General features: G+C 56.8%; 29 protein-coding genes. 26 read left to right on the top strand and 3 right to left on the bottom strand.

Translation table 11 applies throughout. The annotated features are described in order from the left end of the window. The first annotated feature begins 58 nt into the window (after positions 1-58). Together M9920_04850 and M9920_04845 are read left to right on the top strand one after the other, a co-directional pair. Positions 59-1,189, top strand: a complete 1,131-nt coding sequence (locus tag M9920_04850) for an LptF/LptG family permease (protein ID MCO5051612.1) — start codon at positions 59-61, stop codon at positions 1,187-1,189. 125 nt (positions 1,190-1,314) lie between these two features. Continuing rightward, positions 1,315-2,088, top strand: coding sequence for a DUF1080 domain-containing protein (locus M9920_04845; GenBank protein ID MCO5051611.1), 774 nt, complete (start codon positions 1,315-1,317; stop codon positions 2,086-2,088). Positions 2,089-2,493: 405 nt separating this feature from the next. Here M9920_04845 and ilvC read toward each other — a convergent pair whose 3' ends face one another. The 3 genes from ilvC to M9920_04830 form a co-directional block, all read right to left on the bottom strand. After that, positions 2,494-3,516: a ketol-acid reductoisomerase gene (gene ilvC, locus M9920_04840; GenBank protein ID MCO5051610.1), complete on the bottom strand. Its 1,023-nt coding sequence runs from the start codon at positions 3,514-3,516 to the stop codon at positions 2,494-2,496. 61 nt (positions 3,517-3,577) lie between these two features. Beyond that, complete coding sequence (gene ilvN / locus M9920_04835) at positions 3,578-4,051, bottom strand: acetolactate synthase small subunit (protein ID MCO5051609.1); 474 nt, start codon at positions 4,049-4,051, stop codon at positions 3,578-3,580. 63 nt (positions 4,052-4,114) lie between these two features. Then, positions 4,115-4,936, bottom strand: coding sequence for an MBL fold metallo-hydrolase (locus M9920_04830; GenBank protein MCO5051608.1), 822 nt, complete (start codon positions 4,934-4,936; stop codon positions 4,115-4,117). A 526-nt stretch (positions 4,937-5,462) separates the two neighbouring features. On the opposite strand from M9920_04830, the gene rplB reads away from it, so the two are divergent. The 24 genes from rplB to M9920_04710 all read left to right on the top strand — a co-directional run bounded on the left by rplB (position 5,463) and on the right by M9920_04710 (position 17,971). Then, positions 5,463-6,317 carry a 50S ribosomal protein L2 gene (gene rplB / locus M9920_04825; protein ID MCO5051607.1) on the top strand — a complete coding sequence of 285 codons (855 nt, stop codon included), beginning with the start codon at positions 5,463-5,465 and terminating at the stop codon, positions 6,315-6,317. A 5-nt stretch (positions 6,318-6,322) separates the two neighbouring features. Continuing rightward, entirely contained in the window at positions 6,323-6,604 is a 282-nt protein-coding gene (rpsS, locus tag M9920_04820; GenBank protein MCO5051606.1) for a 30S ribosomal protein S19, read from the top strand. A gap of 3 nt (positions 6,605-6,607) precedes the next feature. Further along, positions 6,608-6,940 (top strand): 50S ribosomal protein L22, encoded by a 333-nt coding sequence (gene rplV, locus M9920_04815; GenBank protein ID MCO5051605.1) that lies wholly within the window; start codon positions 6,608-6,610, stop codon positions 6,938-6,940. 3 nt (positions 6,941-6,943) lie between these two features. Continuing rightward, a complete protein-coding gene (gene rpsC / locus M9920_04810; GenBank protein MCO5051604.1) occupies positions 6,944-7,615 on the top strand; it encodes a 30S ribosomal protein S3 in 672 nt (223 codons plus the stop codon). Between the two features lie 29 nt (positions 7,616-7,644). Then, a complete protein-coding gene (gene rplP / locus M9920_04805) occupies positions 7,645-8,067 on the top strand; it encodes a 50S ribosomal protein L16 (protein MCO5051603.1) in 423 nt (140 codons plus the stop codon). Positions 8,068-8,091: 24 nt separating this feature from the next. Beyond that, positions 8,092-8,292, top strand: coding sequence for a 50S ribosomal protein L29 (rpmC, locus tag M9920_04800; GenBank protein ID MCO5051602.1), 201 nt, complete (start codon positions 8,092-8,094; stop codon positions 8,290-8,292). A 14-nt stretch (positions 8,293-8,306) separates the two neighbouring features. Then, positions 8,307-8,606, top strand: a complete 300-nt coding sequence (gene rpsQ, locus M9920_04795; protein MCO5051601.1) for a 30S ribosomal protein S17 — start codon at positions 8,307-8,309, stop codon at positions 8,604-8,606. Between the two features lie 10 nt (positions 8,607-8,616). After that, a complete protein-coding gene (rplN, locus tag M9920_04790) occupies positions 8,617-8,982 on the top strand; it encodes a 50S ribosomal protein L14 (GenBank protein MCO5051600.1) in 366 nt (121 codons plus the stop codon). Between the two features lie 4 nt (positions 8,983-8,986). Next, positions 8,987-9,262 carry a 50S ribosomal protein L24 gene (locus tag M9920_04785; protein MCO5051599.1) on the top strand — a complete coding sequence of 92 codons (276 nt, stop codon included), beginning with the start codon at positions 8,987-8,989 and terminating at the stop codon, positions 9,260-9,262. Positions 9,263-9,305: 43 nt separating this feature from the next. Continuing rightward, a complete protein-coding gene (rplE, locus tag M9920_04780) occupies positions 9,306-9,848 on the top strand; it encodes a 50S ribosomal protein L5 (protein MCO5051598.1) in 543 nt (180 codons plus the stop codon). A gap of 19 nt (positions 9,849-9,867) precedes the next feature. Then, positions 9,868-10,137 carry a 30S ribosomal protein S14 gene (rpsN, locus tag M9920_04775; protein MCO5051597.1) on the top strand — a complete coding sequence of 90 codons (270 nt, stop codon included), beginning with the start codon at positions 9,868-9,870 and terminating at the stop codon, positions 10,135-10,137. Positions 10,138-10,177: 40 nt separating this feature from the next. Next, positions 10,178-10,564 (top strand): 30S ribosomal protein S8, encoded by a 387-nt coding sequence (gene rpsH / locus M9920_04770; protein ID MCO5051596.1) that lies wholly within the window; start codon positions 10,178-10,180, stop codon positions 10,562-10,564. A 10-nt stretch (positions 10,565-10,574) separates the two neighbouring features. After that, positions 10,575-11,111: a 50S ribosomal protein L6 gene (rplF, locus tag M9920_04765; protein MCO5051595.1), complete on the top strand. Its 537-nt coding sequence runs from the start codon at positions 10,575-10,577 to the stop codon at positions 11,109-11,111. A gap of 40 nt (positions 11,112-11,151) precedes the next feature. Continuing rightward, complete coding sequence (rplR, locus tag M9920_04760; protein ID MCO5051594.1) at positions 11,152-11,514, top strand: 50S ribosomal protein L18; 363 nt, start codon at positions 11,152-11,154, stop codon at positions 11,512-11,514. A gap of 6 nt (positions 11,515-11,520) precedes the next feature. Continuing rightward, positions 11,521-12,192 carry a 30S ribosomal protein S5 gene (gene rpsE / locus M9920_04755; GenBank protein ID MCO5051593.1) on the top strand — a complete coding sequence of 224 codons (672 nt, stop codon included), beginning with the start codon at positions 11,521-11,523 and terminating at the stop codon, positions 12,190-12,192. 6 nt (positions 12,193-12,198) lie between these two features. Continuing rightward, entirely contained in the window at positions 12,199-12,672 is a 474-nt protein-coding gene (gene rplO, locus M9920_04750) for a 50S ribosomal protein L15 (protein MCO5051592.1), read from the top strand. A gap of 17 nt (positions 12,673-12,689) precedes the next feature. After that, positions 12,690-14,069, top strand: a complete 1,380-nt coding sequence (secY, locus tag M9920_04745; GenBank protein ID MCO5051591.1) for a preprotein translocase subunit SecY — start codon at positions 12,690-12,692, stop codon at positions 14,067-14,069. A gap of 75 nt (positions 14,070-14,144) precedes the next feature. Beyond that, the gene (map, locus tag M9920_04740; GenBank protein MCO5051590.1) at positions 14,145-14,918 is read left to right on the top strand and encodes a type I methionyl aminopeptidase; all 774 of its coding nucleotides are present in this window, start codon (positions 14,145-14,147) and stop codon (positions 14,916-14,918) included. Beyond that, positions 14,882-15,100: a translation initiation factor IF-1 gene (infA, locus tag M9920_04735; GenBank protein ID MCO5051589.1), complete on the top strand. Its 219-nt coding sequence runs from the start codon at positions 14,882-14,884 to the stop codon at positions 15,098-15,100. The genes map and infA overlap by 37 nt, the downstream gene beginning before the upstream one ends. A gap of 1 nt (position 15,101) precedes the next feature. Next, complete coding sequence (gene rpmJ, locus M9920_04730) at positions 15,102-15,215, top strand: 50S ribosomal protein L36 (protein ID MCO5051588.1); 114 nt, start codon at positions 15,102-15,104, stop codon at positions 15,213-15,215. A 6-nt stretch (positions 15,216-15,221) separates the two neighbouring features. Continuing rightward, positions 15,222-15,617 carry a 30S ribosomal protein S13 gene (rpsM, locus tag M9920_04725; GenBank protein ID MCO5051587.1) on the top strand — a complete coding sequence of 132 codons (396 nt, stop codon included), beginning with the start codon at positions 15,222-15,224 and terminating at the stop codon, positions 15,615-15,617. Positions 15,618-15,836: 219 nt separating this feature from the next. Then, positions 15,837-16,208, top strand: a complete 372-nt coding sequence (gene rpsK, locus M9920_04720) for a 30S ribosomal protein S11 (protein MCO5051586.1) — start codon at positions 15,837-15,839, stop codon at positions 16,206-16,208. Between the two features lie 31 nt (positions 16,209-16,239). After that, the gene (gene rpsD / locus M9920_04715) at positions 16,240-16,848 is read left to right on the top strand and encodes a 30S ribosomal protein S4 (GenBank protein ID MCO5051585.1); all 609 of its coding nucleotides are present in this window, start codon (positions 16,240-16,242) and stop codon (positions 16,846-16,848) included. Between the two features lie 136 nt (positions 16,849-16,984). Beyond that, positions 16,985-17,971 (top strand): DNA-directed RNA polymerase subunit alpha, encoded by a 987-nt coding sequence (locus M9920_04710; GenBank protein MCO5051584.1) that lies wholly within the window; start codon positions 16,985-16,987, stop codon positions 17,969-17,971. Positions 17,972-17,973: the final 2 nt, after the last annotated feature.

Below are 17,973 nucleotides of genomic sequence, written 5' to 3'. Positions count from 1 at the left end.
CGCCGTTTTTGTTTTCGCAAGCTTGCTGGTCGCCGTCGGCAAAGTTTAGCCTGACCCGGTGCGTCTGTTGGATCGCTATCTCCTGCGCGAGCTGCTGCTGCCTTTGGCATATTGTCTGGGCGGATTCTTCATCTTCTGGACGTCCTCCGATCTTTTCGAGCGCATTGAGACATTCAAGGAAGTCCAGACCGGGGTTGCGGATGTGGTTTTGTATTACGTGATCCGCTCACCTGAATTCCTCGATGTCGTGCTGCCCGTCGCGCTGTTGCTCGCCCTGCTTTACGCTTTGACGCAACATGCGCGCAATAATGAAATCACCGCCATGCGCGCGGCGGGGATCGGCCTGTGGCGCCTGGCCGCGCCGTATTTGCTGGTCGGTTTGCTGGGCAGTATCGGCCTGTTTGTGGTGAATGAAAAATTCGCGCCGGATGCCGAAGAACGGGCGGAGGCCCTCATCAATCAAGCGCGGCGCAAACCGTCCAGCGCGGCGGACGCCAGCCCAGCGGTGATCAAAAATTTGGGCTTCATGAACGCGCGTGACGGTCACAATTGGGCGATCAAGGAATTTGATCCTGAAGCGTTGACCATGCTCAATCCGATCATCGTCAGCTCGGGCCGCGGCGGCGCCCCCACGTGGTTCTATGCCAGCTCGGCGGTTTACAGCAACGGGGTGTGGGTCTTTTTTAACGCGCGCGAGTATCGCAGCGATCCCAGCGTGGATGCGAGTCCTGTGCCGACGTTGCAGGAGCCGGTTCTGGCCCGCCCCGATCTTAAGGAAACTCCCGAAGAAATCCGGAGTGAGGTTTTGATCAATCAACGTGCCGGTTCCCGCCGGCGTCATCATGCCGATATTCCTCTGGAAGACATTCGCAGTTATCTGGCGCTACATCCCGATTTGACCAGCGCCACCCGCAACTGGCTCTACACCCGGCTGCATAGTCGGATTGCGAGTCCGTGGAAATGTTTCGTGGTGGTCCTGATTGCGCTGCCGTTCGGGGTGGCTTCGGGGCGGCGCAATGTTTTCGCTGGCGTTGCCGGGAGCATCGGTATTTGCCTGCTGTACTTCGCGGTGATGGAAATCAGTCAGGCGGCGGGCACCGCGGGCCATCTGCCGGCCTGGATTGCGGGCTGGCTGCCCAATATCGCCTTTACCCTGATGGCGCTATGGATGATCCATCGCGTACGCTGAGTGCGGGCGTGGCTTCAGCGGTCGTCCGTGTGGCTGATTTTGTCTGTTGCAATTTGGACGCCGCTTAAGAAAACTGCGTCATGCGAAATCGAATTTGCCGCTCTCTTTTCCTGATGGGAATTAGTATGACGCTTACCAACCTGAACGCGCCGGCCGATGAGTCCCCGGGTTACACCGATACGCCGATCATTCCCGGCCAGAAATGGCATGTTCACGACTCAAATCGCCCGCGTCCCGCAGTGGTCACGCCGGCAGCGAGTTTCAGTCTGAACGCCGGCGCCCCTTCGGATGCAGTGGTGTTGTTTGATGGCAAGGACTTGTCCCAATGGCAAAACGAACACGGTGGCGCGGCGGGCTGGAAAGTGCAGAATGGTTATATGGAAGTCACGCCGGCGGCGGGATCAATCCGCACCAAACAGGAGTTTGAAGATTTTCAACTGCACCTGGAATTCGCCTCCCCCGTCGTTGTCAAAGGCAACAGCCAGGGACGCGGGAACAGCGGAATTTTTTTGATCGGTCAATATGAAGCGCAGGTGCTCGACAGCTATCAAAATCCCACTTATGCCGATGGGCAACTGGGCGGGATGTACGGGCAATTTCCGCCATTGGCCAATCCCAGCAAAAAGCCGGGGGAATGGCAGAGTTACGATATTATTTTTGAAGCCCCGCGTTGGGATGCGGCCGGGCAATTGACCCGGAAGGCTGCCGTCACCATCATCGTCAACGGAGTCGTGCTGCAAAATCATCGCGAGTATCTCGGCCCCACCAAGCACCGCGAACTCACCAGCTACAACGAAACCAAAACTTCTCGCGGCCCGATCGGGTTGCAAGATCACGGCGATCTGGTTCGTTATCGCAACATTTGGATCCGCCCATTGGGAGAAATAGATCGTCCCTGAGTTTCGCTTCGTCATTTCACCCCCTTCGGAAGCCAATTCCGCAGGGGGTTTCTTTTTACCGGGAAACACCCGGGTGGAGAATCCGGAAGGGCCTAATTGCATCCGGCGCGCTGCGCCGTAAGTTGCCGCGACCATGAAACTTCGTGGCAGCTTGAGAGAGGAAATTTACCTGACTGGTTCCCTCACGAGGAGCGTTCGCTTCTCGCTCAAGCGATTTCTCAGACGGGCATTTTCAACGCTGACCATCCCAAGACTTTAAGCCGTCATCGGGGGCGCTGGCGGCTGCGGCTGGCCTGTTCGTGCCTATTCTCTCCGGCATGGGCAGGCCAGTTCGTTTTCATGAGACCGGCACAAAAAAGCCGTTACCGCCAGAAACGATAACGGCTGAATAGTCAGGCTGATTTATCAATAGGCGGCTTGCGCGCCTTTGATGTTCTTCTTCCCCATCCACGGCATCAGACTGCGCAGTTTCGTGCCGACTTTTTCAATCGGATGGTTTTCACCCTTCTTAAGCAGCGCGTGGTATTTCTTGTAGCCGCCCTTGTATTCCTTGACCCACGCCTTCGCAAATTTGCCGGATTGAATGTCCTGCAACGCGGCTTTCATCCGCTTCTTCACGCTTGCGTCCACGATCTTCGGCCCGACGGTGATATCGCCCCACTTGGCGGTTTCGGAGATGGAGAAGCGCATGCCGCTGATGCCGGATTCATTCATTAAATCCACGATCAGCTTCAATTCATGCAGACATTCAAAATACGCCATCTCGGGCGAATAACCGGCTTCGACCAGCGTTTCAAATCCGGCCTGCACCAGCGCGCTGATGCCGCCGCACAGAACGGTTTGTTCGCCAAACAGATCGGTTTCGGTTTCTTCCTTGAAGTTGGTTTCGATGACGCCCGCGCGCGTGCCGCCAATGCCTTTGGCCCAGGCCAGCGCGATCTTCTTGGCGGTTTTACCGGGGTTCTGATAGACCGCGATCAAACACGGCACACCTTTACCTTCGGTGTACTGCCGCCGCACCGTGTGTCCCGGGCCTTTCGGCGCCACCATGATCACATTGACATTTTTCGGCGGAACAATGGTTTTGAAATGGATGGAAAAGCCGTGGCTGAACACGAGCGTTTTGCCCGGGGTTAAATTCGGCGCAATGTCCTTCGCGTAGCAGGCCGGTTGCTTGGTGTCGGGCAGGGCGACCATGATCACATCGGCGCGCTTTACCGCTTCCGCTGTGCTAAAGACCTTGAAGCCTTTTTCTTTCGCAACGGGAATGGATTTGCTGCCTTCGTAGAGGCCGATGATGACCTTGAGGCCGCTGTCTTTGAGGTTGAGCGCGTGGGCGTGGCCTTGCGAGCCAAAGCCGAGCACGGCGAGCGTTTTGTTTTTCAACACGCCGAGATCGGCGTCTTTGTCGGTATAGACTTTTGCCATAAAATAATTGTCGTCGTTGATTTAAAAAAATTGCGCGATCAGTTCCGCGTGCCTTGAAAGGTCAGGCGCGGGGCATGGCGGCTTTGCCGGTGCGGGTCAGCGCCACGATCCCGAAGTTGTCCATCAAGCCGATGAACTTTTCGATCTTGTTCTCATCGCCGGTGATTTCAATGATCAGGTTTTTCGGTTGCACGTCCACGATCTTGGCGCGGAAGATATCCGTGATCTGCATCACCTCCGCGCGGTGTTTGGAATCCACCGCCACCTTTACCAGCACCAGTTCGCGGTCCACGTATTCGCCGTCCTCGAAATGTTGAACCTTGAGCACGTCCGGCAACTTGCTGAGCTGTTTGATGATCTGTTCGAGGGTGGCGTCGTCTCCGTGCGTCACAATGGTCATGCACGACGCGGTGGCGTCATGCGTTGGAGCGACATTGAGGGAATGGATGTTGTAACCACGACCCGTGAACAGGCCCGCCACGCGGGTCAGCACGCCGAATTTATTTTCTACGAGGACTGAGATGGTGTGTCGCATAAAACCCTGCTTGCAGGGAATAACAGGCTACTCATCGCCATCCTGAAGGTCAATTTGCAAAGATCAAAAGAACGGATTGTTGGCGCGCTCCTCCGCCACCGAAGTCAGCGGACCATGCCCCGGACACAGCAACGTGGCTGGCGGCAACGACAGGATCTCCTCCCGAATTTTATTGCGCGCCAATTCCCAACCGTCGTTGCCGCGTCCCATTGAACCCGCAAAAACCGTGTCTCCGACCACCGCCACCTCCGGCGCGTGGTCGGGCCAGCCGCTCACCACGTAAGTCACTCCGTCCGCCGCGTGTCCGGGCGTTTCCCGAAACGAGATTTTCAAAGCGCCCAATGCGAATTGCGCTCCGGCCTGCAGGCGTTGAGTCGCCGGCGCGTGCCGTGAATGGCTGTGAACTTGAACGCCCGGACTGGCCGCGCGGATTTCTCCCAGCGCCGCGACATGGTCTTCGTGGGAGTGGGTGATGAAAATATGTTCCAGTTTCAACCGTTCATTTTGCACCATTTGAAGAATCGGTTGGGCGTCGAATCCCGTATCGAAAAGCGCCGCTTCGCGAGTGCTCGCATCCCACACCAAATAGCAATTCACCGTCATCCCTTCGCCCTCCGAGACCAGCAGGCGCAAGTGTTGCCAGCGTTTCAGTTGCGGAGGCCGGGGCAACCAACCAGCGGCAATGGCTTCAAGCTTTCGTGCCTCCATTTTAATGATCGGGCCGAGTGCCGCGAAATTGGGGCGGCGCGAGAAATTTCCCGATTCTTCCAAATCGGAAAGTTCGGCTTCAGTCAATCCGGCGGCCTGAGCGGCGGCGGGCCGTGAGACGTTGGCAATCATTCGTCCCTTGCGAATGATATCACCGAGATGATCTTCCAGATTCATGGGGCGACGATACGCCCCTGCGCCCGATTTCGGCAAGCGACAAAGCCCCTCAGCCGACAGAATTGGATAAACCGCGAACTTCCGTGAGGCGCGCGAAACTCCAAGGATGGGATGAAAGTTTTTTGAGTTCCTGAGTTCCAGCTTGGTTTGAAAACCTACTCCGCGCTTCGGCTACGATGTGGTCAGGAACACGACGGAACGCGTCCCTCCCAAGTTTCAACGGCATCATTTCGATTCGGGCAACTCCCTCGTTCGTCGGTCAGTTCTGGGCGCGTTTATCTTGAGGTAATGCGCGCTCCATCGGCCACCGTCTCGGTCTCTTTTAATTTGAAGCAGCACCGCGATTAAATTTTTTAAAAAAGATATTGCGTCAAAGATTATCCCTGCTAGTCTCTGCGTCCCTTTCGCTTGAAAACGGAAGGGCCAGTTTTATTGCAAGCCGATAACTGATACTCCACAGCGGGGACAGGAATGAGGGTTTGCCGACTCTTCGGGAGTAACATCAACTGGAAATCATTGAATTTTTATGCCAGTGAAAACCTTTAGACCGCTAACGCCGTCGCTGCGCTACATGTCGTACGCAGATTTCAGCGACGTTACGAAGCATAAGCCGGAGAGGTCGCTTGTGCAGATCCGCAAGAAGACCGGCGGGCGCAACCATTATGGTCGCGTCACCGCGCGGGGTATTGGCGGCGGGCACAAGCAGAAGATCCGGTTGGTGGATTTCAAACGTAACAAGTACGGCGTGGAAGCGACGGTGGCGGCGATTGAATATGATCCGATGCGTTCGGCGCGGCTGGCGTTGCTGACTTACAAGGATGGGGAAAAGCGCTACATTATTGCTCCGGTTGGAATTCAGGTGGGAGGCAAGATTTTGAGCGGCCCGGCGGCGCCGCCCGAGGTGGGTAACGCTTTGCCGCTCAAGGCGATCCCGGTTGGTCTTTCGGTGCATAATATCGAGCTGATTCCTGGTCGAGGCGGCCAGATGGTGCGAACGGCGGGCGGAGCAGCGATTTTGATGTCGCGCGACGAAGGATATGCGCAAATTCGCCTGCCTTCGGGCGAAATCCGCAAGGTGAACGAAGAGTGTTACGCCACGATCGGCCAAGTGGGAAATACCGAGCACGAGAACGTGGTGCTGGGCAAGGCGGGTCGTTCGCGGCATCGCGGCATCCGCCCGATCAACCGCGGAGTGGTGCGCAATCCGGTGGACCATCCAAACGGCGGCGGCGCGGGGAAATCCAAGGGTGGCGGTGGCTGGCAGCAGTTGACCTCGCCGTGGGGCTTATTAGCGAAGGGTTATAAGACGCGGGTGAAACGCAAGCAATCCAACCGATTTATTGTGGTGCGGCGTGATGGTCGCCCGATGAAGAACAAATAATTTTTATGGGACGTTCGATTAAAAAAGGTCCGTTTGTCGAGCAGCGCTTGCTGGAGAAGATCCAGAAAGCGAAGGCGGCGAAATCCAAGGCGCCGATCAAGACCTGGTCGCGGCGCTCAATGATCACGCCCGAGTTCGTGGGGGTCACGTTTGCGGTGCATAACGGCAAGGTCTTTAATCCGGTGTTTGTCACCGAAAACATGGTGGGTCACCGGTTGGGGGAATTTTCCCTGACGCGCACGTTCAAGCGGCACGGGGCTCATACGGCGAAAGCGGAGGCCAAGTAGTTTATGCAAGTCCACGCGATTCTTAAAAACGTGCCGATGTCCGCGCAGAAAGTGCGCGAGGTGGTGCGGCAGATTCAGGGCTTGCCCGCATTGCAAGCGCAGGCGGTGTTGGCGGTGGTGCCGCGCAAGTCGGCACGTTTCGTCGCCAAGACACTCAAGTCCGCGATTGCCAATGCCGAGAACAACAACAAGGCCAAGCCGGAGTCGTTGGTGGTGAAGGAAGCGGTGGCGGGAACGGCGACTTCGCTGAAGCGGGTAGTGCCGAAGGCGCGGGGTTCTGCCGGCCCCATCATCAAGCGGCGTAGTCACATTAAAATCACTTTGTCAGACGAGTAATATATGGGGCAAAAAACCAATCCAATCGGCCTGCGGGTCGCGGTCAATAAAGACTGGCGTTCCAAGTGGTATTCCGCCAAGAAGGATTTTGGCAGTCTGCTGGCGGAAGACCGCAAGATTCGCGGGATTCTGAAGAAGAAACTCGAGGGCGCTTCCGTGCCGAAGATTTTAATCGAACGCGCCGCGAGCCGTTGCCGGATCACCATTTTGACCGCGCGTCCGGGAGTGGTCATTGGGCGCAAAGGTTCGGAGATTGACAAGATCAAAGAGGACTTGGGCGTGATGACCGGCAAGGAAGTCTATGTGGACATCCAGGAGGTCAAATCGCCTGAGATTGACGCGCAATTGGTGGCGGAGAATGTCGCGCTGCAATTGGAACGACGCGTTTCATTTCGGCGCGCGATGAAGAAGGTGCTGCAAACGGCGAAGGATTTTGGCGCTGAAGGCATCAAGATTCGTTGCGCGGGCCGTTTGGGCGGAGCGGAAATTGCCCGGGTGGAAAAATACCACTGGGGTCGCGTGCCGCTGCACACTTTGCGGGCGAACATTGATTACGGTTTTGCCGAAGCGAACACGGTGTACGGCAAACTGGGGGTCAAGTGCTGGATCTGCAAGGGAGAGAACCAGCCGCAAAAAGCCGCCAAGCCGGAAGCGACCGCGGCGGTGGCGAGTTGATGATTTGAATTTGAGACGAGGAAACAAATATGCCTTTACAGCCAGCAAGAGTTAAGTATCGCAAAATGCACCGCGGCAATCGCGCGGGTCTGGCGTATCGCGGTAGCACGGTGGCCTTTGGCGAGTACGGCCTGATGGCGCTGGAGCGTTGTTGGATGGATAGCAAACAACTGGAAGCCGCGCGCGTGGCCATCTCCCGGGAGATGAAGCGCCACGGCAAGTTGTGGATCCGGGTGTTTCCGCAAAAGTCCTTCACCAAAAAGCCGCTCGAAACCCGGATGGGTAAGGGTAAAGCGCCGGTGGAAGGCTGGGTGGCGGTGGTGCGTCCGGCGAACATTTTATTCGAGGTGGACGGAGTGTCCGAAACGGTGGCCCGCGATTGCATGCGGCTGGCGGCAGCCAAGTTGCCGATCAAGACCAAGTTCGTTTCCCGACATCAACGCGCGGCATAAGCGTGCCGCGGGCGAGGAGCATTTATGAAATTTTCGGAAATCAAAGACATGACGCTGACAGAAACGCTGGCCAAGAGCCGGGATCTGCGCATGGAAATGTTCAACCTGCGGTTGCAGCAGGCGAGCGCGCAGTTGGAAAAGACGGCGCGGTTGCGGACGTTGCGGCGGGATATTGCGCGGCTCGAAACCCGGGCCTCACAGGTGCGCAATGCGAAGCAAGGTTAATGGGGTAATCTGGTATGGCTGACACAAATCAAACGACAGAAAAGCGCGGTCATCGCAAAGAGCGCGTCGGCGACGTGATTTCGAACAAGATGGCCAAGACCATCGTGGTCCGCGTGGAGCGCCGCTTTCCGCATCCGCAGTTCAAGAAAGTGGTCAAGGCGTACAAAAAATTCTACGCGCATGACGAACAGGCGACGGCCAAGGTGGGCGACAAGGTGCGGATTGAAGAGACCCGGCCCGTGTCCAAACTGAAGCGCTGGCGGCTGGTGGAAGTGGTGGAAAAGAGTGGCGGGGTGGAGCGCGTCACCGCTTGAGATAAATTTTATGTTACAAATCCGTTCTCATCTTGACGTGGCCGATAACACCGGGGCGAAAGTCGCCTGGAACATCGGCGTGTTGGGACGCAATCAAACCTACGCTGGCATCGGCGACGTGGTGAAGGTGCATATCAAGGACGCCACACCGGATGGGCAGGTGAAAAAAGGCGAGGTGCATAATGCCGTTATCGTGCGGACCCGGCATGTCATCCGGCGGAGCGACGGATCGTATTTGCGCTTTGACCGCAACGCCTGCGTCATTATTGACGCGGAACACAACCCGAAGGGCACGCGCATTTTTGGGCCGGTGGCCCGCGAGTTACGCGACAAGAAATTCATGAAGATCATTTCGCTGGCACCGGAGGTTATTTGAGGTTATGAAGCGATTTCATGTGAAGAAAAACGACGAGGTGGTGGTGCTCTCCGGCGCGAGCAAAGGCAAACGCGGTCGGATCATTCATGTGCTCGGCAAGAAGGGCCGCGTCATTGTGGAAGGCGTGGCCATGATCAAGCGCCATACCCGTAAAAACCAGCAGAACCCGCAGGGCGCCATCATTGAGCGGGAAGGTTCTGTGCATGTTTCCAACGTGATGTTGGCAACCCATTTTGACGCGCGCGTGACCAAACGCGGCGGCGCGAAAGCGAAGGCTTGAAGAAGAAATGAAAGGTTACGGCTGAAACCGTGACCGCGAGAAAATGAAATCCCGACTTTATACCAAATACATCAACGAGGTGGTGCCCGCCCTGAAGGCGAAGCACAACTACGCCAACGTCCACCAGGTACCCAAGCTGGAAAAAATCGTGGTGAACATGGGCGTCAGTGCGTCGCTGGAAAAAGGCGCGTTGGAAGATGCGGCCAAAGACCTGACCGCCATCACCGGTCGGAAGCCAGCCATCAGCCGGTCGCGCAAGGCGATTGCCAATTTCAAATTGCGTAAAGATCAGCCGATTGGCTGCCGCGTCACCTTGCGCCGGGACGCGATGTATGAATTTTTTGATCGTCTGGTGGCCGTGACGTTGCCGCGCATTCGCGACTTTCGCGGCTTATCGCCGCGCAAATTTGACGGGCGCGGCAATTACACGTTTGGCATCGCGGACCAGTCCATTTTTCCGGAGATCGAATTGGAAAAGGTGAAGCGTCAGCAGGGCATGGACATTACGCTCGTGACGAGCGCGACCAGTAACGCGCAAGCGTTGGATTTGTTGAAGCAGATGGGTTTCCCCTTCTCGGAAAAATAAGCACGGAACGAATAACTTTATGGCGAAGACAGCATGGTTGGAGCGCAACAAGCGCAAAGCAGCAACGGTTCAAAAATACGCCGCCAAGCGCGCGGAACTGAAGGCCAAGCGCGATTACGCGGGACTGGCAAAACTGCCGCGCGACGCCAGCCCGACGCGATTGGTGAACCGCTGCTCCATGACCGGCCGGCGGCATGGCTACATTCGCAAATTTGGTTGCTCCCGGTTGACGTTCCGCGAAGCCGCCGCCAACGGTTTGATTCCCGGAGTGGTGAAGGCCAGTTGGTAAGTCCGTAAATTGAAGCGAAAGTTTAAGAGCGATTTTGAGTATGATTGATCCGATTGCCGACATGTTGACCCGGATTCGCAATGCGTCGCGGGCGCTGTTGCCGACTGTGCAAATGCCGCATTCCCGGTTGAAGGAAAGCCTGGCCAAGCTTCTTAAAGCCGAGGGCTACATCGCCGAGGTGACGGTGGAAAACACCGACAAGAAGACGCTCAAGTTGCGGTTGAAATACGAAGGCAAGAAATCAGTCATCGAAGGGTTGCGCCGCATCAGCCGGCCCGGACTGCGCAATTACGTGGGCGCGGATGCCATTCCCCGCGTGCGTGGCGGATTGGGCGTGGCCGTGGTCTCCACTTCGGAAGGCGTGATGACGGGCCAGGAAGCCCGCAAGAAAAACATCGGCGGAGAATTGCTTTGTTACGTTTGGTGAGGATTGATTTATGTCGCGAATTGGAAAATTACCGATTGTTCTTCCGGCCAAGGTGAAGCTTGAGGTCAAAGGACAGAAGGTCCATGTGGAAGGTCCGAAAGGCAAGCTCGACTGGGAGTTGCCACGGCGCACGAGCCTCAAAGTGGAGGACGGCAAGGTGGTGGTCAGCCGCGACGGTGACGACTCGCAGGCCAAGGCGTTGCACGGATTGAGCCGCGCCCTGGTAAACAACATGGTGAAAGGCGTGTCCGAAGGTTTCGTCAAAAAACTCGAAATCCAAGGCGTCGGGTTCAAAGCGGCGGTGGCCGGCAAGGTGGTTAACCTGAACCTCGGGTTTTCACATCCGATCAATTATGACATTCCGGATCAGATCAAGGTGACGGTGGAGGAAAACACCAAGTTGACCATCGAAGGACCGGACAAGGCGTTGGTGGGCAAGGTGGCCTCTGAAATTCGCGCGTATTATCCGCCCGAGCCGTACAAGGGCAAAGGAGTGCGGTATGCCGGCGAGCACGTCGAACGCAAGGAAGGCAAGACGGTTCAGTAATAAGCTTTAATCGTTACGGCCTAACCGTGACGCAAATAACATGCAAACGCAGAAGAAACAAAAATTGCAGCAGCTACGCCATTGGCGGGTGCGGAAAAAAGTGACAGGCACGGCGGAGCGACCGCGCATGAGCGTGGTTTTTACCGGCACGCATATTTACGTGCAGTTTATTGACGATGTCGTGGGAAAAACGCTGGCGGCGACCTCCACCCGCAGCAAGGCGTTGCGGGAACAAAAGTTGGCGGCCAACGTGGCCAGTGCCAAAACCATTGGCAGCGCCGCCGCGCGGGCGGCCTTGGACAAGGGCATCAAGGCGGTGGTGTTTGATCGTGGTAGCTCCAAGTATCACGGCAAGGTGAAGGCGTTGGCGGATGCCGCGCGGGAAACGGGGCTACAATTCTAATTTTTTATGGCGAACGACTCCGAGACGGAAATCATTAATAAGGAAGAGGCGGGAAGCGCGCCAGTGACTGAGACGCCCGCTCCACGCGGTCGTGGTGGTCATGGTGGCCATGGCGCTCGCGGTGGTCGTGGCGGTCGCGGCCGACGGACGGAAGCGCCTGAAGCGCGTTTTGATGGTCAGTCCGGTGAGGAGCTGACCGAGAAGGTCGTGTTTATCAATCGTTCGTCCAAAGTGGTGAAAGGCGGACGTCGCTTCAAATTCAGCGCGCTGGTGGTGGTGGGGGATAAGAAAGGACGCGTGGGGTTGGGATTGGGCAAGGCGACCGAGGTGGCGGACGCGATTCGCCGCGGTGGCGAGGATGCCCGACGGCAGATGACGTCGGTGTCGTTGAAGGACACCACCATTCCGCATGAAGTTTATTCCGAGTTCGATGGCGCGCGCGTGTTGTTGCGTCCCGCTTCACCGGGAACGGGAATTATCGCGGGCAAGACCGTGCGCGCGGTCTTGGAATCGGCCGGAGTGCGCGACGTGTTGAGCAAGTCGCTCGGTTCAAAAAACGCCGCCAACGTGGTCAAGGCGACGTTGCACGGTCTGCAGCAATTGCGCTTGCGGCAGGACATTTACAAGCGCCGTGGTTTGGAGATCAAAGCGGCACCCGCAACTCCCGCGGCCAATTAATTTCTTATGCGTTTACATAATCTAAAACCGCGTCCAGGCGCCAAACACCGTCGCAAGCGGATTGGCCAAGGTGAGTCCAGCGGCTGGGGCAAAACGGCGGGGCGCGGTGGCAAAGGTCAGTCCGCGCGCTCGGGCAGTTCCATACGAATTGGTTTTGAAGGCGGTCAGATGCCGCTGATCCGCCGCATTCCGAAACGTGGGTTTAACAACGCGCGCTTTGGAACACGGTATTTGCCGGTCAACGTGAGCGACCTCAATGTTTTTGACGACGGCGTCAAGGTGGACGAAGCGGCGTTGCGCAAAATCGGTCTGGTCAATGGCCGGGGCGACGGCGTCAAGGTACTGGGAAACGGCGAGCTGACCAAGAAGTTGACGGTGGTGGCGCACGCGTTCAGCGCTTCGGCCCGCACGAAAATCGAAGGTAAGGGCGGCAAATGTGAACTGTTGGCGCCGGCGAAATCCGCGCTGCCTCAGACTTAATCGCAGGATTTTCAAACATGCTCGGCAACCTCATTCAGACTTTCACCAACTGTTTCAAGATTCCGGAACTGAAATCCCGGATTTTGTTTACCGTCATGTTGCTGGGGATTGCGCGACTCATCGCTTTCGTGCATGTGCCCGGTCTGAACGTCGAGGCGTTGGGGAAGTATTTTGATTCCCACGCGGGTACGGGCGGGATGCTCGGCATGTACAACCTGTTCACCGGTGAAGCCATGAGTCACGGCGCGGTGGGCGCCCTCGGCATCATGCCTTACATCAGCGCGACCATTATTTTGCAATTGCTGACGGCGGTGATTCCCACGTTGAGCAAGCTGGCACGCGAGGACGGCGGGCGGGTCAAGATTGTTCAGTACGGACGTTATTTGACCGTTGGGTTGTGTCTGGTGCAAGGCGCGATGATGACGTTGAGTTGGGAAAACCCCCAAACGATTTTCCAGGGTTGGAGTTACGGCGACCTGGTATTGCATAAGGACTACATCTGGTGGTACCGGATTCAAACCGTGATCCTGCTGACTACGGGCACGATGTTGTTGATGTGGTTGGGCGAGCAGATCACTGACCGCGGCATTGGCAACGGAGTCTCCCTGCTCATCACCATCGGTATTATTGCGGCGTTACCCGGTGCGGTGGGACAGATGAAGGAAATGTTCTGGCCGGGCGAGGGCATTGAGCGCACGCACGGATTGGTCGAGGCGGTGGCCATGATCGCAATGATGTTCATGGTGGTGGGGGTGACGGTGGCGGTGACGTTGGGGCAAAGAAAAATTCCCGTGCAGTACGCCCAGCGTGCCGTGGGCCGTAAAATTTACGCCGGCCAATCTTCCTTCATGCCCCTGCGCGTGAATTACTCGGGCGTCATGCCGGTGATTTTTGCCGCGGCGATTTTGATGTTTCCACAAAAACTGCTCTCCATGATTGGCGCGCGGTTCAATCTCAAATTTTTCAACGATCTGGCTTACATGCTGAATTACGGCTCAATCGGTTATTTGACGTTATATGGAGCGATGATTTTGTTCTTCTCGTATTTCTGGGTCGCAACCCAGTTCAACGAAATTCAGGTGGCAGACGATCTCAAGAAGAATGGTGGTTACATTCCAGGGGTGCGGCCGGGTCAGCCGACCAGCGACTTCCTGCATAACACCATGAGCCGGATTACTTTGGCGGGCGCGATTTTTCTGACCTTCATTGCGATTTTCCCCATTTTGTTGGGTGAATGGATGAAGATTCCGCCGGGGGTTTCGCACTTTTTTGGCGGGACGAGTTTGTTGATCATAGTGGGCGTGATGCTGGACACCATGCGGCAGGTCGAAGCGCATTTGCTGATGCGGCACTATGACGGCTTCCTCAAGAAGGGGAAGATGCGCGGACGGTTTTAGCTGGTCGCTTCGTTCCGGCGCGCGGCTGACGTCGTTGGCGCGGCGCGGGGAGCGAAGCGGAAGCAGTCAGGAATCATGAGTCTCATCAAAAGTGGTCCCGAGCTTGAGCTGATGCGCGCGGCGGGAACGCTGGCGGCGGAAGTATTGGATGAGATTGCGGCGTTTATTCGACCGGGCGTGACCACGTTGCAAGTGGATGAATTTGCCGGCGCCACCATGAAGAAACGCGGCTGTCACAGCGCGTTTCTGGGGTATCGGAAATACCCGCGGCATACCTGCCTGTCGGTGAATGACGAAGTGGTTCACGGCTTGGCCGGCGAGCGGGTGTTGCGCTTTGGCGACATCGTCAGCATAGATTGCGGCGTGCGCCATGAAGGTTACGTGGGGGATACGGCCACGACGGTGGCGGTGGGTGGTTGCAGCGCGGCGGCGCAACGGCTGATGGATGTGACGCAACAGGCGTTGCACAAAGGCATCGAGCGGGCGGTCGCCGGCAATCGCGTGACGGATATTTCGCGCGCGGTGCAGAATTACGTGGAAGGCAATGGGTTTAGCGTGGTGCGGGAATTCGTCGGTCACGGAGTGGGCAAGTCGGTTCACGAAGAACCGCAAGTGCCTAATTTTGTGGATGCCGGAAGCAACGCGAAATTGAAGGCCGGAATGACGATTGCGATTGAGCCGATGGTGAATATGGGCCGGCCCGACGTGAAAATCCTGAAAGACGGCTGGACAGTTGTGACGCAAGATGGTTCACTCTCTGCCCATTTTGAGCATACGGTGCTCATCACGGCGGGAGCGCCGGAGATTTTAACATGGGTGCGGACGCCTTCCGGGTCGAAGGCCGCGTGATGGCCGTTCAGCCCAACGGAACATTCCGGGTGGAATTGGCCAACGGACACCGGCTGCTGGCGTTTGCGCCGCGGCGGATGAAACACGAATTTGCCGGCGTGCAGCCGGGAGACAGGGTAACAATGCAACTGACGCCGTTTGATTTGTCAACCGGTCGATTGGTGAAGGAAAAACTGATTTAACATGAAAGTTCGAGCCTCGGTAAAGAAGCTGTGCGAGCGCTGTAAAATGGTGCGTCGCCGTGGCGTCCTGCGCGTCATTTGCACAAACAAGCGTCATAAACAACGTCAAGGATAATCAAGTATGGCCCGCATTATTGGAGTGGAGATTCCACCGAACAAGCGCATTGATATCGCGCTGCGCTACGTCTATGGCATCGGTCCGGTCAACGCGCTGGAAATTCTCGAACGCGCGAACATTGACCCGGCCATTCGCGCCAAGGATTTGACCGAGACGCAACTGTCCCAGATCGTCCGGGCGATTCAAGATGGCAAGTATGTCATCGAGGGCGATTTGCGCCGCGAACTTGGTTTGAACCTCCGCCGGTTGCAGGCAATCAAGTGCTATCGCGGCGTCCGTCATTTGCGCAGCCTGCCCGTCCGCGGTCAACGCACGCAAACCAACGCCCGCACCCGCAAGGGACCGCGTAAGACGGTCGGAGTGCAACGCAACCCGAACGCCAAGACCGGGATTCACTAAAATTTGATTTTTATGGCTGACGAGACGAAGAAAAAAACCACTCCGACCCAGGAAACCAGCGCGGAAGCTGGGGCGGAAAAGGTGACGGCGACTGCCGAACCGAAGGCGAAGAAGGCTGCGGCACCCGCAGCGGAATCCAAACCCGAGGCCGTCGCGCCAGTCGCGGCCGCCGCGCCCACGGCGGCGGAACTGTTGGGCGAAGACGCGAGCGCCAAGAAGATCATCAAGGCGAAGCACGCCAAAAATGTTTCGGCCGGAATTGCCAACATTCTTGCGACCTTCAATAACACGCAGGTTTCAATCACCGACATGCACGGTAATTTGATTGGCTGGTCAGCCGCCGGGCGGGTGGGATTCAAAGGCTCCCGAAAGAGCACCGCCTACGCCGCGCAGATGGTGGCGCAGGACGCCGCGCGCCAGGCCATGGCGCACGGCATGAAGGAAGTGGAAGTGCGGGTCAAGGGTCCCGGTTCGGGGCGTGAATCAGCCATCCGCGCCTTGCAAGCAATCGGATTGGACATCAGCTCGATCAAGGACGTGACGCCCGTGCCGCACAATGGTTGTCGCCCGCGCAAGAAACGCCGCGTCTAAATCGGAATTAAATTTGAATTAATCATTTGCTATGGCTCGTTACAAAGGTCCTCGTGTTCGCATCAGCCGCCGCTTCGGTATTCCGATGTTTGGCCCGACGAAATATCTCGAACGGCGCAATTATCCGCCCGGCGTGCATGGTCCGAAATCCCGCCGCAAACTGACCGATTATGGTCTGGGGTTGGTGGAGAAGCAGAAACTGCGTTACTACTACGGTTTGCTGGAACGACAATTCCGCGGGGTTTATCAGAAGGCGCTGCGCCGTCGTGGCGTGACGGGCGAGCACATGTTGCAAATTTTGGAAACCCGCCTGGACAACGTCGTTTTCCATCTGGGTTTTGGCACGACCCGTGCCGCGGCGCGACAGATGGTGGCGCACGGTCACGTGGCGGTGAATGGACGCAAAGTCAGCATTCCTTCCTACGCCCTCAAGGTGAATGACGTGATCACGGTCAAGGACACCACGGTATCTCATCAAATGGCGACGCGGGCGCTGGAATTATCCACCAGCCGCGCCGTGCCCGATTGGCTGGCCCTGAACAAGGACGAGTTCAAAGGCGTGGTGATGCGCGTGCCGACGCGTGAGGAAATCAACCCCATCGCCAACGAACAAGCGGTGGTCGAATTTTATTCCCGTTAAACAACAACCCGTTCCGCGGCTGCGGAACTTTTGCAATACAATTATACGGACGCGGTCGTTGGCGGGAATAACGGCGGCGGCGTCAGATTAAAATTGTTGAAAGGAAATCATGCCAGTACGTCTCGGTCGTTTTGAAATGCCCAAGCGTTTGACCAAGGATGAGTCAAGCGCGACGGAGGTTTATGCCAAATTTGTCGCCGAACCGTTTGAAACCGGTTACGGTCACACCATCGGCAATTCGTTGCGGCGCGTGTTGCTCAGTTCGCTGGAAGGCGCAGCTATCACCGCCATCAAGATAGATGGCGCCATGCACGAATTTGCCACCGTTGAAGGAGTGGTGGAGGACGTCACGGAAATCGTGTTGAACCTCAAAAAACTCAAGTTCAAGGCGCACACCCGCGATGAACAGGTGTTGTTGCTTTCGGTGAACAAGGAGGGAACAGTGACCGCCGGGGATATTCAGCTCAATCAAAACATTGAGCTGGTCAATCCGGACGAAGTGCTTTGCACGCTCGACAAAAAGAAAAAGCTCGAGCTGGAACTGACCGTCAAGGTCGGGCGCGGCTTTTTGACCGGCGACGAAAACAAGAAAGCGGGTCAGGCGATCGGTGTCATTGCGATTGATTCGTTGTTCTCACCCGTGACCCGCGTGCGTTACGCCGTCGAGGCCGCGCGCGTCGGCAACCGGACCGACTACGATCGGTTGGTGCTCGAGATTTGGACCGATGGCCGGATTACGCCGGACGACGCTCTGACGCAGGCCTCCGCCATCCTGGCGCACCACCTGGACGTGTTCGTTGGTTACGACAAGAACGCCGTGGAGTTTGAAGAAACGGTGGACAAACAGGACGACGAGAAGTTGAAGCTCAAGAAGCTGCTCAACATGAGCGTGAACGAAATTGAATTGAGCGTGCGCGCCGCCAATTGCTTGAACAACGCGAACATCACCACCGTGGGTCAGTTGGCCATGAAGAGCGAATCCGAAATGCTGAAGTACCGCAATTTCGGCAAGAAATCGCTGAACGAAATCAAAGACAAGTTGGTGGGATTGGGCTTGTCGTTGGGCATGACTTTTGAACCCGGTCTGATTGACGGAGCGAAAGAAGAATCCAAAGCGTTGTAAAT

The sequence above is a fragment of the Verrucomicrobiia bacterium genome (assembly GCA_023953615.1).
Lineage (GTDB): Bacteria > Verrucomicrobiota > Verrucomicrobiia > Limisphaerales > JADLHS01 > JADLHS01.
Note: the sequence above shows the minus strand (reverse complement) of the source record. Positions and strands in the feature narration are given on the sequence as shown.

Coding starts and splice junctions, on each gene's coding strand:
- M9920_04845 (MCO5051611.1), top strand. CDS start 1,315: ATGACGCTTACCAACCTGAACGCGCCGGCCGATGAGTCCCCGGGTTAC.
- ilvC (MCO5051610.1), bottom strand. CDS start 3,516: ATGGCAAAAGTCTATACCGACAAAGACGCCGATCTCGGCGTGTTGAAA.
- ilvN (MCO5051609.1), bottom strand. CDS start 4,051: ATGCGACACACCATCTCAGTCCTCGTAGAAAATAAATTCGGCGTGCTG.
- M9920_04830 (MCO5051608.1), bottom strand. CDS start 4,936: ATGAATCTGGAAGATCATCTCGGTGATATCATTCGCAAGGGACGAATG.
- rplB (MCO5051607.1), top strand. CDS start 5,463: ATGCCAGTGAAAACCTTTAGACCGCTAACGCCGTCGCTGCGCTACATG.
- rpsS (MCO5051606.1), top strand. CDS start 6,323: ATGGGACGTTCGATTAAAAAAGGTCCGTTTGTCGAGCAGCGCTTGCTG.
- rplV (MCO5051605.1), top strand. CDS start 6,608: ATGCAAGTCCACGCGATTCTTAAAAACGTGCCGATGTCCGCGCAGAAA.
- rpsC (MCO5051604.1), top strand. CDS start 6,944: ATGGGGCAAAAAACCAATCCAATCGGCCTGCGGGTCGCGGTCAATAAA.
- rplP (MCO5051603.1), top strand. CDS start 7,645: ATGCCTTTACAGCCAGCAAGAGTTAAGTATCGCAAAATGCACCGCGGC.
- rpmC (MCO5051602.1), top strand. CDS start 8,092: ATGAAATTTTCGGAAATCAAAGACATGACGCTGACAGAAACGCTGGCC.
- rpsQ (MCO5051601.1), top strand. CDS start 8,307: ATGGCTGACACAAATCAAACGACAGAAAAGCGCGGTCATCGCAAAGAG.
- rplN (MCO5051600.1), top strand. CDS start 8,617: ATGTTACAAATCCGTTCTCATCTTGACGTGGCCGATAACACCGGGGCG.
- M9920_04785 (MCO5051599.1), top strand. CDS start 8,987: ATGAAGCGATTTCATGTGAAGAAAAACGACGAGGTGGTGGTGCTCTCC.
- rplE (MCO5051598.1), top strand. CDS start 9,306: ATGAAATCCCGACTTTATACCAAATACATCAACGAGGTGGTGCCCGCC.
- rpsN (MCO5051597.1), top strand. CDS start 9,868: ATGGCGAAGACAGCATGGTTGGAGCGCAACAAGCGCAAAGCAGCAACG.
- rpsH (MCO5051596.1), top strand. CDS start 10,178: ATGATTGATCCGATTGCCGACATGTTGACCCGGATTCGCAATGCGTCG.
- rplF (MCO5051595.1), top strand. CDS start 10,575: ATGTCGCGAATTGGAAAATTACCGATTGTTCTTCCGGCCAAGGTGAAG.
- rplR (MCO5051594.1), top strand. CDS start 11,152: ATGCAAACGCAGAAGAAACAAAAATTGCAGCAGCTACGCCATTGGCGG.
- rpsE (MCO5051593.1), top strand. CDS start 11,521: ATGGCGAACGACTCCGAGACGGAAATCATTAATAAGGAAGAGGCGGGA.
- rplO (MCO5051592.1), top strand. CDS start 12,199: ATGCGTTTACATAATCTAAAACCGCGTCCAGGCGCCAAACACCGTCGC.
- secY (MCO5051591.1), top strand. CDS start 12,690: ATGCTCGGCAACCTCATTCAGACTTTCACCAACTGTTTCAAGATTCCG.
- map (MCO5051590.1), top strand. CDS start 14,145: ATGAGTCTCATCAAAAGTGGTCCCGAGCTTGAGCTGATGCGCGCGGCG.
- infA (MCO5051589.1), top strand. CDS start 14,882: ATGGGTGCGGACGCCTTCCGGGTCGAAGGCCGCGTGATGGCCGTTCAG.
- rpmJ (MCO5051588.1), top strand. CDS start 15,102: ATGAAAGTTCGAGCCTCGGTAAAGAAGCTGTGCGAGCGCTGTAAAATG.
- rpsM (MCO5051587.1), top strand. CDS start 15,222: ATGGCCCGCATTATTGGAGTGGAGATTCCACCGAACAAGCGCATTGAT.
- rpsD (MCO5051585.1), top strand. CDS start 16,240: ATGGCTCGTTACAAAGGTCCTCGTGTTCGCATCAGCCGCCGCTTCGGT.
- M9920_04710 (MCO5051584.1), top strand. CDS start 16,985: ATGCCCAAGCGTTTGACCAAGGATGAGTCAAGCGCGACGGAGGTTTAT.